The organism is Chlorogloeopsis fritschii PCC 6912 (assembly GCF_000317285.1).
Classification (GTDB): Bacteria; Cyanobacteriota; Cyanobacteriia; order Cyanobacteriales; family Nostocaceae; genus Chlorogloeopsis; species Chlorogloeopsis fritschii.
On sequence record NZ_AJLN01000134.1, the window covers coordinates 150,022 to 165,886 of the forward strand.

The 15,865-nt window shown below is 42.4% G+C and carries 9 protein-coding genes; 4 read left to right on the forward strand and 5 right to left on the reverse strand.

Going from position 1 to position 15,865, the window contains the following annotated elements; all coding sequences use genetic code 11:
• Positions 1-1,025: 1,025 nt before the first annotated feature.
• Complete coding sequence (mgtE, locus tag UYC_RS0130045; protein ID WP_016877854.1) at positions 1,026-2,381, forward strand: magnesium transporter; 1,356 nt, start codon at positions 1,026-1,028, stop codon at positions 2,379-2,381.
• A 217-nt stretch (positions 2,382-2,598) separates the two neighbouring features.
• Here mgtE and UYC_RS0130050 read toward each other — a convergent pair whose 3' ends face one another.
• The 5 genes from UYC_RS0130050 to UYC_RS0130070 form a co-directional block, all read right to left on the reverse strand.
• Positions 2,599-3,378 carry an MBL fold metallo-hydrolase gene (locus UYC_RS0130050; protein WP_016877855.1) on the reverse strand — a complete coding sequence of 260 codons (780 nt, stop codon included), beginning with the start codon at positions 3,376-3,378 and terminating at the stop codon, positions 2,599-2,601.
• A 46-nt stretch (positions 3,379-3,424) separates the two neighbouring features.
• The gene (locus UYC_RS0130055) at positions 3,425-6,058 is read right to left on the reverse strand and encodes a CHAT domain-containing protein (RefSeq protein ID WP_016877856.1); all 2,634 of its coding nucleotides are present in this window, start codon (positions 6,056-6,058) and stop codon (positions 3,425-3,427) included.
• 97 nt (positions 6,059-6,155) lie between these two features.
• Positions 6,156-8,933, reverse strand: a complete 2,778-nt coding sequence (locus tag UYC_RS0130060) for a beta strand repeat-containing protein (RefSeq protein ID WP_016877857.1) — start codon at positions 8,931-8,933, stop codon at positions 6,156-6,158.
• Positions 8,934-9,040: 107 nt separating this feature from the next.
• Positions 9,041-10,192: a DUF1822 family protein gene (locus UYC_RS0130065; protein ID WP_016877858.1), complete on the reverse strand. Its 1,152-nt coding sequence runs from the start codon at positions 10,190-10,192 to the stop codon at positions 9,041-9,043.
• Positions 10,193-10,278: 86 nt separating this feature from the next.
• Positions 10,279-11,472 (reverse strand): sigma-70 family RNA polymerase sigma factor, encoded by a 1,194-nt coding sequence (locus tag UYC_RS0130070; RefSeq protein ID WP_016877859.1) that lies wholly within the window; start codon positions 11,470-11,472, stop codon positions 10,279-10,281.
• 295 nt (positions 11,473-11,767) lie between these two features.
• On the opposite strand from UYC_RS0130070, the gene UYC_RS0130075 reads away from it, so the two are divergent.
• From UYC_RS0130075 to UYC_RS0130085, 3 genes are all read left to right on the forward strand, one after another.
• Positions 11,768-12,436 carry a calcium-binding protein gene (locus UYC_RS0130075; RefSeq protein ID WP_016877860.1) on the forward strand — a complete coding sequence of 223 codons (669 nt, stop codon included), beginning with the start codon at positions 11,768-11,770 and terminating at the stop codon, positions 12,434-12,436.
• Positions 12,437-12,867: 431 nt separating this feature from the next.
• Positions 12,868-13,614, forward strand: coding sequence for a peptidylprolyl isomerase (locus UYC_RS0130080; RefSeq protein WP_016877861.1), 747 nt, complete (start codon positions 12,868-12,870; stop codon positions 13,612-13,614).
• 126 nt (positions 13,615-13,740) lie between these two features.
• On the forward strand, positions 13,741-15,865 hold a 2,125-nt coding region (locus UYC_RS0130085), incomplete at its 3' end, for a peptidase domain-containing ABC transporter (RefSeq protein WP_016877862.1).

The window sequence follows — 15,865 nt, forward strand, 5'->3', positions numbered from 1 at the left end:
TAAGAATTTTTAATTTTAAATATATTCCTAATTGCTTGTTGAAAATAAAAAATCATTTTGCAAGTAGCTAGACATGAATAAATTAAGTTCCGTTCGTAGTAGCAATTTATCGCTCTGGATGAGGGTTTAGTAGTGTCTATCAATTAGCTTGCTTGTGTTGGCTGAGTTTGTATAAAGGCAGTACGTTAAATTTTTGTTACTTTTGCTACCAGCTATCTCCTGTCTGTACGAAGCTTCCCAGGCAGGAAATCTGTTCGATTTAGCGCCTTATTATAACCTGTATTCCAAAAGCATTGATTTATATATGTTTAATGTTAAAAAAAGTTATTAAATTATTAAGACTATTGAAACACGAATACAAAATTGCTATTCTTTTTTGCGTAAAAAATTATACGTAAATTGTGAAAATTAACTAAGTATTAAAATTCTATTCGCCACAGAGGTAAAAACAGTAAGAAAAGTTACTTATATTCAGAGCCTTGAGTTTAGTGTTTAACTAGAGTGAACTCAATTGAAGCATTGTCTAAAAAAGAGATTAAACCCTTCAGAATTGGGATCGCAGTTCTATATTTCCAAAGCTGCTCTTACAACAAAGTGTCAAAACTGATAACAGCTTCAATCTATGCTTCTAGCTTAAGTAGTATTGCTCAAATATTCTGTCTTGTCTCATAGCAATGTTTACTTCTAAAGTAGTAAATATTGTCACTGTGTAAAGTTTAAAAATGAATCCCCAGATAAACTTGACACAGGTGCTAACAGTAGTAGAATCTAGTGGAATAATGATAAAAACTTCGGGGCAGTTAATAGCTTGATAGTGTGTAATGTGACAACATTTCAACATTAAAGCCTAATGTCTACCCGACTACATACTTACGAGTCAGGCTTCTAACTAAGTGATACCTTGACTCAATTATCTTGTTGAGTTTCTAAAGATTTTATGGACAAAAGTCCACAAGATGGCAGTACTATCCTCCTCTAAGCTGGCGAGCTTGTCTCCCAGCTAGGGGAGACAATGGGAGGTTGTTATGCTCGCAGAAGACATTCGCAATTCTGGCATTGATGTTGCTGACTTAAATCAATTGAAGTGCGATTTAAATCGTTTGCAACCTGTTGACGTGGGAGATTACATCACACAATTACCAACTCAACAGCGAGCGATCGCATTTCGTTTGCTCAACAAAAATCAGGCAACTGATGTTTTTGAATATTTACCTCCTGAGGTGCAGGAAGAGTTAATCAATTCTCTGCATGATTTGCAGGTAGTACAAATTGTAGAAACTATGAGTCCCGACGATCGGGCAGAATTATTTGATGAGTTACCTGCAAAAGTCGTCAAGCGGTTATTGCAAGAACTTAGCCCAGAACAACGACAAGCAACAGCAACAATTCTCGGCTATCCTGAAGGTACCGCCGGGAGGGTAATGACAACGGAGTATGTGCGGTTGCGTCAAGGTTTGACTGTCGGTGCAGCTTTGAGTAAGATGCGCCTGCAAGATCGGGATAAAGAAAGTATTTACTACGCTTACGTTACAGACGATAACCGCAAGTTGGTAAGTGTTGTTTCATTAAGACAACTATTGTTTACTTTTCCTGATGTCTTAATTGGAGATATAGCTAGCGATCGCGTTGTCAAAGTCAGAACCGAAACACCCCAAGAAGAAGTTGCCCACCTCATGCAGCGCTATGACTTAATCGCCTTGCCCGTCGTTGATCGCGAAGAGCGATTGGTAGGTATTATCACAATTGATGACGTAGTTGACATCCTCCAAGAAGAAGCCACAGAAGACATTCAAAAACTGGCGGGTGTTGGTGATGGAGACGAAGCTGCACTGTCGCCTCCTTTGGTGACAATCAAGAAGCGTCTGCCGTGGTTGTTGGGAATCATGTTTTTGTATATCGGAGCATCAAGTGCGATCGCGCCATTTCAATCTACTATTGCGATGGTGCCAGTATTAGCTGTGATCATGCCCTTGTTCTCCAACACAGGTGGTACTGTGGGTATTCAAGCATTAACTGTTACGATCCGCGGGTTGGGAGTCGGAGAGGTAACACCCAAAGATACTCTCAAAATCCTCCGTAAAGAACTGATGGCAGGAATGGGTACAGCTTTAACCTTAGGACTGACGATGATTTGTCTTTCCTTGATATGGGCACCTCCCCAAGAACGTTGGGTATCGCTAGTTGCTGGATGCGTGATGGCAACAAATACTCTTGTGGCTGTTACTTTGGGAACTTTGCTGCCAATGGGTTTAAAGCGGCTGAAACTCGATCCTGCTTTGATGAGCGGCCCTTTAGTGACAACAATGTTGGATGCGATTGGGTTTATGATTTTCTTAACGCTCATTTCTACGGCTTTGCATATTTTCCAGTTAAAATCCTGAGCGTTGTTGATTCTTGTGAGGGTGTAAGAAATTGCACCCTTTTAGTTAAGTAGATCGGTACAATTAATACCAAGTTGAAAAGCGATCGCTATATGTCAGGACTTACGCACAAGTTATAGAATAATAAACCGCAGAGGACGCAGAGGGCACGGAGGAAAGAGGATTTTAGAGGAATTTTGCGTAAGTCTTGCTAATCTCTAGCCCCTAGCCCCTATACTTAGGTTGCCAATGCTCGTTTTTTTAATTGCAGTTCAAAGCGTTCACCTGATAATGGTTCAATTACTTGCACGGCAAGATTGTTCTTCTCAAGTAACGAGCGAAATTCCTCAACACTTCCCTCTTGCCGCAGGAATTTTGTCAGCAATCCTTCAAACATTACATCCCCTCCAGCAGCTGTAGGTAGCATGACTTGAGGTTGTAACAATTTTGCTATTTCTAAGGCATTTTTTCTACCCCTGATTATCGGCCCAACCAATGGTAAAGCCAAGTCAACGAGCGGAGTGATGATAACATCAACTGGGGCAGCATCTTTTAGCGACGGAGAATGATAGCCGTGGGGTTCGTAGTAGAGAGTCAAGCCAGTTGCCAACTCTTTGAGCAGATAACCATTTTCTACTAAAGTGGGGCCGATGGGAGAGCCAGGAGTTGCCTTGATTTCTACACTATTGTTGAGGATAAAGGATTGACCGTGAGTAAGTGTTGTTATTTTGGTGTAACCTAACTGCTGTACTACTTTGGCAGCATTGGGAGAAGCTACAACCTGAATGTTGCGATTCAGTTGTTTGAGGGTTGGTGGATGGGCGTGATCTTCTAATCCTTGAGACAGCAAAATCAGATCGATGTTTTCTGGAATTTGGCGTTGTGAAGTTCGGGAACCTTTGAACAACCAATCCAAATTACCAAAGGTTAAAGAATCAACTAGCCAAGGATCGAGTAGTACGCGTTGTTCCCCGATTTCAATTAGCCAACTATTACTGTCTAAGTACGTTAAATACATAACGTTTGTAAAGATAACACTTTTTTTATTATGAATTAATTCAAACTCAAAGCCAGTTGCCGACTAATACATAAGGTGCCCAGTAACCTGGACGACTGTAATTGGGATAATTTTTTAGGAGCGTTAATTGTGCCCGACGTAAGGCTTGGGCTTTCGTCACCTTAGTTTTGGCTAACTCACGGTAGAATTCTCCAATCAAGATAGCCGTGGATTTATCGCTAATATGCCACAGTGAAGCCAGAGTACTACGCGCTCCTGCCCGTATGGATGCCCCTGCCAATCCCAGTGCAGCGCGATTGTCACCTGCTGCGGTTTGACAAGCGCTTAAAACAAGCATTTCCAAGGCTTCTGGGCGAATTTCATCTCGACGGCGCAGCAGAGTATCGAACTGTGTGACGTTGATAGGGCCATCGGCTGCCAAAATAAAAGTATTCTCGGCACTGGAGCTAAATTGACCGTGGGTGGCCAAATGTAATACGTTAAAGTTAGAAGCATTCACCTTACCTTCCAGGTTTTTGCTGTTAAAGTCCTGGTCTAACAGTTGAGTGGTAGAGCCAACCGTTTGAGAAATCAAGTTGAATTCTGACTTAATTTCAGGTAAAGGGGGAAATTGCTTTTGGAATTTTGATGGCGGTTTTACTAAGCCAGCAGCCAGTATGTTGAGCTTGATCTCTGCCAGAGGTTTGGGTGGAATTAATTGTAATCCCAAACTGAGGGCAACAGCATATTTTTCTACTAGATATTGCTGACCGTCGTAAAGAGCTGCTATGGGTATGTTTCGTAAGGCTCCATCCAGCACAAATACGAGGGTATCAACACCACTACTTGCCAAATTAGAGTCTATAGGTTTGATTAACCAGTTGTAGACTTGTTGAGAAAGGGATTGTACCTCCTCTGTGCGATCGGGTTCTAAGATGTCTTCTCGAATTTGTTTGAGGATTTCTTCTACCTCAGCTTGCGATCTATTAATTGCATAATGACGCAGGGGTTGGTTGGGAATTTTGACAATTACCTGTAGTTGCTGCGGCAGAATAATGGGGTAAATAATTGCAGTTGTAGGGTTGTCTCGATCCACAACTTTGTCTAGTAGAACAGGCTTGGCGTTTAGACAAGCTTCCCGAAAGAAGTCATCAAGTTCTGCGAGTTGAAGTGCTTCTATTCTCTGTCTGGCTTTGTCTAAATTTTGTGCAGTTGGCTGTGCTGAATTGGCTTGTAAAAGCAACTCCACAGATTCCCGATAAACAGGTTCCACACTTTCTTTAAACGAGAATTGGACATCACGATTGACGGCTACTAAGTCATTGCGGATAGATTGCAATTCGCTGACGGCAACATCATAAGCTGCAATAGCGCCCTGAATATCTCCTTGCCGTTTCAACAAGCGTCCTAACTGCCAATGCCAGCGATAAGCAATATCGGGTGCATTTATGCTTTGGATTATAGCAAGTGCCTGTTGGGTAAGGTTTTGGGCTATTGGCCATTGCTGAGTCTGCTCGTAAACACTACCAAGAGTACCGAGGGCAAAGCTCTCAGCACGTCTATCTGCCAAGCTTCTAGCGTGTTGTAAGGCGGTGGCACAAATTTGAGCGATCGCTTGGGATGTAGGGATGTGGTTACCTTTTGAGTTCCTCAACTTCATCAAGCTTTGAGCTAGATGAATGCGAGCATAGATAGCTGCCTGGCTGGGAGGTAAATTGGTAAGTTGAGTCTGAAGTTGAGGCAATAGCGTCAGTGCGGCAGTTTCTTGCCCTGTGTTGACTAATAGGCTCAACTGATTAATTTGAGCTTGAACTTTGATGATAGGAATGGGGGCGACAGCAGCAGCTTGCTGATAAAAAGCGATCGCCCTCTGTTTATCTTGCTGCGCTTGTGCTGTATTGCCCAAGCTAAATAAGGCAGCGCTAATATCTACAGCAGAATGCAATTTTTGGGCAATTTCTAAACTTTGCTGCAATACCTGGCGAGATTGCTCCAAATCTCCCGCCAGTTGCAATGCATCACCGAGAGAACGTAATTCTACTGCCAGCATGAGAGAATGTGGTTGTGATTTTAGCTGTTGCCGCAATTCAGTTAAGATTGTCAAGCCCCGTCGGTAAAATCCTAATACTTGCCATGCCTGTACTTGGTTGATCCGGCTGCGAATCATGCCCTTTCGATCGCCTAATTGCTTATAAGTTGCTTCTGCACGTTGCCAAGTCTTGAGAGCCTGTTCTGTTTGCCCCAATTCCAGTTGAATACTACCTTGAATGTCTAGGAATTGAGCCAGAACTCCGAGATTTTGGGCTGTAGGAGATTTTTTAAGCCAATTAAAACTATCTGTAATAGTCTGTTGCGCTTCATTCAACCTACCCAGTTGCTGATAAGCCAATGCCAGATTACTTAATGCCACAGCTTGCCGCAGTTCATCGCCTTGACGGCGATAGTTTGTAATAGCTTGTTGCAATACTTTAACTGCTTCTGCAAACTGCCCTGCGTCATACAGCAGTTTGCCCTGTTGCAGCAAGTCTGGTGTTTGAGCAGTAGAGTTTTGGTTTGACACTTGTAGAGACTCTACTTTTGCAGCTACAGGAGAACCAATAACAGACAAATATGCTGTTATCAGAGTTAGAAGCAGGAAACTAAATTTGCGATCGATTTTGAAGCGATCGCAGCGTCTGAATCGCCTGTAATGTTGTCGCATAAACCACCGTTACAAAGAAAGGCAGAAGGCAGAAAGTTAAGAGTATTCAGCACCTAAGCTTGAATAGACTTGCTCTCCATACTCCCGTAGAAACGAACTATGAACTACAGGAAATAGAAGACGGCATAGAATAAGTCATTTGCGGAGATTGAGCAACTAAATGAGTCTCGCCCTTGGGATCTAAAACCCATCCTTGGGCTTCCACAATTTGTGGAGTAGATTTGGTCACAGATGGATCAGACTGACCTTTAATTGATGCAGATAATTTATTAGTTTGCCTATCTGTTGCTTGTGCTGGCAGCGTCACCCAACTAGCGATCGCTGCTCGCCCCCGCAATGGTTCATTGGGACTCAGGGGTAGTCCGCCACGTCCTGTTGCGATAAAGCGACTAGCAGTTTGTCTTCCTTTGGGTGTACAGCCTTGGGCAATTTGCCTTGAAGCATCGACTAGGTTGGAGGGTAGCTGGACTAAGCCACGACTGGGATCTACCTCAAGAGTATTGATAGTTACCTGACCACTAACTCCCAATTCGGAACTAGCTGTGATATCGCTCTCTTGGGTTTCCCGCTCTTGAGGCTTAATTCCGAAAATACCGTTGGTTTTAATGTCAACTCTACCACCTTCACCACTGAATGCATTGGCAGTAATGTCACTATTTTCTTTAGGGATAGCAACGATAAATCCAGCGTCGATATCAATATTGCCACCATCGCCGCCAAACTGGCGATTGCCTGCACTGGTAGATATCTGACTGTTATTACGCAGCAGTAATAGATTTCGTGATTTGAGCTTGATATTGCCACCATTTCCCGATGCGCTTGTAGCGGTGATGCTTCCTTGATTGTCTAGGTTGATAGAGCCAGCATTGATTTCTATGTTTCCTGCCTGCTTTGGCCCTTCATTCCTGACGGTAACTCTACCCCCATCCCTGACAATCAACTTGTTGGTATTGATAATTAAGTCCCCGCCACTACCCAGGATTTCTGGATTTTTTACATCAGTGTATATAGCCTGAGGATTGATTTCAGCCGCAGCACTGATTTCACTCGTGAACTCACCGCTTCTCCCATAAACTTCTACTTGATTGGCATTAATTCGCAATGTACCTGCATTACCTATACCTTGAGTAAAAGAAGTTACTCTTCCTCCATCTCTTACCCGTAGGCGATTGGTTTCAATCGTTATACTTCCCCCTTTACCTTTGGGTGGAATCTTACTTTGATCGTCATCTACTTGAGCACCAGCATATATGCCTGCGGGAGAGTATTTAGCATTAGCTGTTTCAAATATGTCTATATCAGAGGCATGAATCTCTATATTGCCAGCGTTGCCATCAAAGTCACGATTCACTTTTTCATTATCTTCACCAAAGGTAGCAGCTTGCACTTTCGCACCATCACTGATACTTAAGCGGTTGGTTTTGATAGTAATGTTACCACCTTTACCCTCTGCAGCATTTACGTTAGAGAACAAGCCGGCAGGATTTCTCAATATAGAACCCGATCTCCGATCAAAGGTTTTTCCGCTCAGTTCTATTGAGTCGGAAGCGTAAACTGTAAGATTACCTGCATTTCCTGTATTAAAAGTCGAAACCGATACTTGTGCGTTTCTGACAACTAAGTTTTTCGTCTTGATAGTTAGATTCCCACCATTTCCTGTCGCATTTCTAGTACTTGCAGCCCTTAGAACAGGTGACCTTGTTGTTATGGCTACTTCCGCCGGGCCGACAATTTCTACTGAGTCTGCCTCCACAAGCAAGTTCCCAGCATTCCCTTGACCCTCAGTATCTGTACGTACTACGGTGCTGTCCTCTTGAATCCTTAAGCGTCCAGTCTTAATAGTCAGATTTCCTCCTTGACCTCTAGCACGTGGCAAGATTATGTTTTCAATCGCAGATCCATCTGCAACTGTGATTGTGCTGTGAGCATCCAGAGTAATGTCTCCCGCCTGACTATCATCTAAACCAGAATTTTCCTGTATTCCCGCACTTAAGGTACTTCCTCCCGAAATATTTATGTTTCGAGCATTGATTGCAATACTACCGCCACCGCCAGACCTTACATTTATCTGAGCACCATTGGTAATGGATACGTCTGCTCGCGGCACTCCGCCAGGAAAACTTAAGCCCAAGTACGAGTGATTAGCAAAAAGCCCAACAGTGCCTTCTCCTCCTATTCCTGCCAATTCCACTCGCCCACCCAGAGCATACAATCTACCTCCATCGACCGCGATATCTCCACCTACTAGTAGCAAACTCCGACCATCTGGTACTCTCAAACCAGAAAAATTATTTCCTATTGGTGCGGTTGACTTATTTTCTATTCTTCCAGGCTGAAGTTGATTGAAAAAAAACGCAGAAGGATTAACTGTCAGTAATGGTGAGGGAGTTTCAGGAGAGGTTGCACTGAAAAAGCCGCGATCGCCAAACTGCATGGCATTAGCTGTAGAAGCTACAAATGAACCACTCACATCCAGACGGGCATTACGACCAAAAATAATTCCACTCGGATTCATTAAGAAAAAATTGACATTACTATTCTCCGTGCGAATTAACCCGTCAATAGAAGATGGAGTCCCACCAGTCACCCGCGACAGGATATTCCTAATATTGTCCGCACTTTGAAAAATCGCCGCTTCGTTAGTATTCAGATTAAATTTTCCAAAGCTGTGGAATAAATTATTACCAGCAGTTTGTCCTACTGATTGGGGGATCGCGTAATTTGGCCCCGTTAAAGTTCCTGCTGTACCAAGGGAGCCATCAAGAGTAATGTTTTGAGCAAAGGCATCAGTGGCAGGAATTATCAATGTCACACTTACCGCCAAAGTACTTGCTAGTACCATTTGCCAGTCTTTGTACTGCCAAACTTTAGCCATGAGTCACCCCCTAGCAATAATTGCCGAGGATAATTTTTTGTGTTTTGCTAAATCTAGTTTACGGGTAAATACTGTTGCATAAAGTTAAGAAATCTGAAATTGGGTGATTAAAACTGCAAAATCTCTTGGTCATAGTCTTCTGCTGTGGGTTCTGTTTCCCAAATCAATCCTTCTCCAGGTTCCAAAATTACTTCCAGATACAATAAATCTACGGTTGTTACCGCTGTATCTTCATTATTTTCAAAAGGCTGTAAGTCTTCGTTGAGCAGGCGAAGTTTAAACCCTACTGGTATTTGACTACCGGGGACTGCATTTCGCAATTCAAAGCGCCAAATATGGTCTTCAGGAGCGCCTTTAGGGAAAATACGTAACTCATATGTATTCCCTGCTATTACCAGTTGCCGAGACAAGCCCAAGATTGGTTCTGCACTCCGCATTCCCGCAGGTACAGCAACAAATTCTCTTTGGCTCCATCCCAACTGCCCAGCTATATTAGCTACTCCTGTCTGCAACCATTGTGGAATTGACCATTGTTCGGACATTCCCTGACGGCGATCGCATAACCGCTGTCGCCAACCTCCATTTACCAATAGTGCGCCCCAAAGTGAAAATGGAACTGCCAAACGCGGGAATTTCACGTCGGGATTACCCAAGCGTTCTAATAGATTTTCTGCTTGGGTTTTGGAAATAGGAGGTAGAGGTGCAATCTCCGCCCGTAAGGCTTCTGGCTCATCCATTTGACGTGTAACCCACAGCACATTCAGATCTTGAATCAAATCTTCACTCTCTAGGCTATAAGTTCGGTCTTGAACATCATAAACCCCTTTTGTTTTGAGAATTTGATGGGTTGTGTAGCCAAAAATCTTGATCCAGCCATCATCTAAATTGACATATACTGCTACGTAGTAGTCAGCTGCCCACTCCAAAATATCTACCCATTCTTGGGGTACGCGCAACTCATCCCCATCCATAGCAAGGGTAGGAATTAATACAAGACGAAAGCGATCAAAAGTAATAGCAGTGCCATTAACTACTTCCCAAAAACTCGGCAATGCCGCAGTGTTGGGGTAAATCCTGGCAGTGGGGGCAATTTCCTCTCTAAACCAAGGTAAAAATGCTTTCAGACAAAGTTGATTTATCCACGCACGCATAGAAGCACCAGCAGTGGAGTAGAGTTGCTCTTGTACCTGGGGAGATTGGGGAATTTCCAGATACAGCTGGTGTGAGTCAAGGGTGAGTGGGGAAGGTGTGTTAGACATAAATCTTAGAATGGCGAATGGCTGCGTGAATTTAAGTAGAACAAGTAGTCAGTCACTCATGGGGAAAACCCCTGTTCTGCGCTGGCTCACTTTTTACTTGTATTTGCATGGCTATAGTGAATTTTGAGCCATTCCTCTAAGCCTGTATTTATGGCATCTACTACGTCGGATTTAGGGGAAATATGCAAAGTGTTTTGACTCCACTGCGTTATTTTAAGCAGTAGTGACTTTTTAATACTGCTGAGATGGCGGGAAATGGTGTATTGCTTAGTTTTTAACTGTTCGGCAATTTGTTGTTGAGTAAGTTGTTGCCCGTAGTAGTCTTGCAGTAGTTTTTGTGACTGAGCATCTAGCGCAGCTATTGCTTGAGTTAAAACTTGGTTTAACTGAGTTTGTTGAGTTCGTATGTTTATTGCTTCTTCCTGCTCGATAGTTTCCGTCAATAAAGATGGTTGTAAGCTGGCAGGCAAGATGTCTAATAAATTACTATCATCTTCGCTCAAAGAAGCGTCTACAGAAACAATTTTAGGGTAGAGGAAGGCACGGGCAGCTTTCGCACAGGATAAAAGCCAGTTTTCTAATGTTTGCTGGCTGATTGCGGAAGTAGGAAAACTCAATCGGCTCAAACGTTCTGTATTGTAAAGATTGGTAATAGCTTGCCAAGTTACAATATCTGGTTTTGTGAGCTTGCGAAATTTTTGGCGATCGCCAGTGTAGAGTTCCTTAAAACATTCCCAGGCTAAAACGTAATTTTCGATACTTTGAGCGTTAAACCCGATGTTTTGTAATGACTGCACCAGTCGTTTGCGGCTCAGTTTATGTAATAACGCCCAGTCTGAGCAGATATCTGCTTCTTGGCGCAAGCGTAAAACGTCCTTAATGATACCTTCAAAGGCAAGTTCAGCGTAGCCCTTCAAATTTGAGCTGTATTGAGGATTGAATTTATTTAAGATTTTGTGGACACGAGCGATCGCAATCTGAAAACAATCTGCCACAGACGACTGAGTCGGAAAATTATGCGTAAATTTTCTTGCAACCCAGTAACACACTTCCTGTAAATAAGCGGAAATATGCGCCGCCGCCAGAGGGCTGGATTGAGTGTGCCAAACCTTATGCCAGTAAAGTGCCCAAAAATTTTCAGATTCTTGGTGTGCATACCACTCCAAGCACTTTTGCATACTGCGTCGTAGCTTAGGATCGGTTGCCCAACCACTAAATTGATCTAGATCAAATTGCACAAAGGTAGAAAAGATTTCAACAATACCCTGCCGAGGTTGCATGGAAGACTCACTGCTATTGAGTTTTGGGAATTAGGTAGTGAACGATAACTCATTTTAATAAGCTTGAATTTACTTCACATGGAGCAGAAAAGACTGAGCCAATGCCTTGCTGTATAAGCATTTGCCGTCTATTTCAAAAAATTTTCTCATCCAAGTGCATAAACACTAAAAGTCATCGTACAAAAGCTCAGAAGAGAGATTCACCTGACAAGCACTCCAAACAGAAGTGCAAATCTGGTGAATCAAATCTTTCCCAACTACAAATTTACCTCACAACTTTAAAGGAGAAACAAGCATGGCGACGCTCTACGGTACTAACGGCAACGACGTAATTTACGGTACTGAATATGCTGATTCTATCTATGCTTATTCTGGCGATGACACAGTCTATGCTTATGGTGGCAATGACTACGTAGATGGCTGGTATGGAAATGATAGCATCTATGGTGGTGGTGGCAACGATACCTTATTGGGTTATTATGGCAACGACTACCTCAATGGTGGCGATGGCGACGACTACCTTTATGGTGAAGCTGACAATGACACCTTAGATGGCTGGTATGGAAATGATGTTCTTTATGGTGGTAGTGGCAACGACACCTTACTGGGTTATTATGGCAACGACTACCTTCATGGTGGCGATGGCAACGACTACCTCTATGGTGAAGCTGACAATGATACCCTAGTCGGCGGTTACGGTTCGGATACACTGACTGGTGGCACTGGTGCAGACAAATTTGTCTTCAACTCCCTCTCAGAAGGAATTGATAGTATCAAAGACTTCAAATACTATGAAGGTGATAAAATTGTCATTTCTAAATCAGGGTTTGGAGCCACCTCAACTAATCAGTTTTCCTACAACAACAGTACAGGTGCTTTAACCTTTAACGGCACCCAATTTGCGTCGCTGCAACCAAACCTTGGTGGTGGCTTTATTCCCAACCTTGACATCATGCTTGTCTAAGCCCTCAGGCTAGAAGCCTGGGGCTACACAAACAAAGCCTGCCTCCGCAGGCTAATAATATACACCTTTATATCTAAATGGTATGAGGGGACATCAGTTGAAATGATAATTTTTAAGTAATTTTGTTGGTGTTAACCTCAATACAAGGGTGCGTTATGTAGTGTAACGCACCCTATTTTTTGGCAGTACTTAATTCCAAAAATCAAACTCTTAATATAAGTAGGTTAATACAAATAAAGTTCTAGTTAAGGTCGTTATTAGTCATTAGTTATTGGTCATTAGTAAGAGTTCCAGCCATTTTATATCCCTTCACCTAGTTGCTTTTATTCTTACCTACCTACTTAGGTTTTAGATTGTAACTTCACTGGAAGTGCATAAAACCCAAAGCTAATCGTAAGAGATACAAGAAAGTTTTTAAGAGGTTAGCTGGGATGAACGCACCCATTTTGCAGTTGAGAGAAAAAGTCATTCAAGTTCATGAAATTCCATTACTTTTAAAGCGCTATCAAGTAATGTCACAAATTTGGCGAGGCATAGTTATCGACCAAGCGATCGCGGATATTAATTGTACAGAATCAGAAAAAATTACTGCCATTGCTGAATTTGAGAAACAGCAACAAATTACTTCGATTATATCTAGGGAAAACTGGTTGCAAAATCAGGGTATGACATTAGAAGAAATGGAAGATTTAGCTGTTCGTAACCTGAAAATAACAAAGTTTAAAACTGCTACTTGGGGGAATAAAGCCGAGTCTTATTTTTTAAAGCGAAAGGCAAGTTTAGACCAAGTAATCTACTCTCTCATTCGTACTAAAAACCAGGGAATCGCTTCTGAACTGTACTTTCGCATTCAGGAAAAAGAGGAATCTTTTGCTGAATTAGCACGAGCATACTCTCAAGGTTTAGAAGCATACACAGGGGGAATAATGGGGCCTGTTCCTCTTAGTCAAACCCATCCATTGATTAGCAAACTACTTTCTGTAAGTAAACCAGGTCAACTTTGGTCTCCTTGCCAGGTTGGCGAATGGATTGTGATTTTAAGGTTAGAAAAAGTATTGCCCGCACAGTTTGATGAAGTTATCCGTCAAAAGTTAATTGATGAATTATTTGAACAATGGCTAAAGGAGCAAATTAAGTCATTATCTCATCAATTTATTATTGATGTTCCAACAGCTTGAAATGATTGAATGTTCTTTTGGCTCAGGTATTAATTTGATTTAAAATTGCTTACATTTTGCTGACTGGATATTTCTAAAAAATCTTTTTAAGAGTTACATACAATCTAGTGAGAAAAGACAATAATTATGAAAACTGATTTAATGAATACTACCGCAATTGATATCAAAGAATTTATTGCTGGTCAGTTTCCTTTCAATTTCTTGTCAGAAAAAGCCTTAGAAAATCTGCATTCCCAATTGCAATTTTTGCGTTATCGCATGGGGCAAATGATAGTAAAGTCAGAAGTGATGCCCGACCATATTAGTATTATCTACCAAGGACAAGTACGTCTTTTAGGCTTTGACTCTCGTATCAACAGAGCAGTTACTTTAAAGTTATTGGAAGCTGGAGAAGTTTTGGGTTGGATAAGTCATATCCGGGGTATTGCTTGTGAAACAGCGATCGCATCTACAGAAGTGATTTGTCTTAACCTCGCCATCCCAGATTTTCTAGCTTTAATCAAGTGGGAAACAGCCTTTGCAGAAGCATTGCACAGCCACGCCGCATTGGTAGAAGTATACGAATTATTGGCAGCAGAATTCAATCGTCGTGCAGATGGTGCTAACGACTTAGCACAACTTGCCCGCACTTCACTTGAAGCAAGTGTGATTTTATCTTCCCAGTTAAAAAAAATATCATCCAAACAATTAAATCCAGATTTTTTTTGGCTAGTCAGCAGTAGTTCTTCACCGGAATTTCCTGTTGGCAGTCGCTTAGAGTTAGATAGTAAAAATACCAACTTCAAACTCAATACAAATATCCGTTTATTGGGATTACCCAAATCTTTACTGCCCGAAAAAATAGTTCCTACACTTATACCAACAGCATCAGACTTTGCTGATATTCCCTACGCCCCAGAACTTAACCCAGAAACTGAACCACCCAAGGAGTCAAAACCAAAAAAATACCCTCACATTTATGGTAGAGGCCCGCAAGAAGCGGCGCTAGCTTGCTTGCAAATGTTGAGTCAGTATTTTAATATCCCTTTCCGGCGCGATATGCTGCGGCGGGTAGTAGCAAAGCAAATGCAACACACAAATAGTCTGTCCCTTCAGTTTTGTGGTGCGGTTGCAGAGTTGATGGGGTTGACAACGCAGATAGTGAAAGTTCCCGCGATCGCCCTTAGCCGTCTGCAATTACCAGTGATGATTTCCTGGCAGGATAGTTTTGCAATTATCTACAAAAACAGCAAGCAAGAATTACTCATTGCCGTTCCTGAAATGGGACTAATCCGCCGCAAGGTGAGTAACTTTGCTGAAATTTGGGGACAAGCAGGTGAAGTGTTACTGTTGCAACCCAACAAACAAACTCCTAAATCACGGTTTAGTTTGCGTTGGTTTGTTCCGGCACTACGGCGTTACCGTAGAGTCTTACTTGAAGTATTGATTGCTTCAGCGATCGTGCAAATCTTTGGGCTAGTAAATCCCCTCGCAACTCAGGTAATTATTGACAAAGTTATTGTTGGTAATAGCCCTGATAGTTTGGAAGTTTTTGGTATATTTTTAATCGTGGTAGCAGTAGTAGAGGCGGTACTCACTGCGATCCGCACCCAGTTGTTTGTTGATACCACCAATCGCATCGATCTATCTTTGGGTTCTGAAGTTATCAATCACCTGTTAAGATTGCCGTTGTCTTATTTTGAATCTCGCCCCGTAGGCGAATTGGCAACACGAGTTCAAGAACTAGAACATATTCGTCAGTTTTTGACAGGAACTGCTCTCACTGTAGTGATGGATGCCGTATTTTCCATTATTTACATTGGAGTAATGGCAATTTATAGCCCAGTGCTAACGATAGTTGCACTAGCGACTGTGCCATTGTTCGCTTTACTTAACCTGTTAGTGTCACCACTCATGCGACGACAGTTGCAAGAAAAAGCAGAACGTAATGGGCAGACGCACTCCTACTTAGTAGAAGTGATGGCGGGAATGCAGACAATCAAGGCACAGAATTTAGAATTACGTTCCCGGTGGCAATGGCAAGAACGCTATGCTCGCTACATCAGTGCTGGTTTCAAAACTATTACCACTCAAACCACCGCCAGTTCAGTCAGCAATTTCCTCAACAAAATATCTAATTTATTGGTGCTGTGGGTAGGCGCTTATCTTGTTTTGCACCAACAACTCACTTTAGGACAACTCATCGCCTTTCGCATCCTGGCAAATTACGTTACCAGTCCCTTATTGCGTCTCGTTCAACTGTGGCAGGATT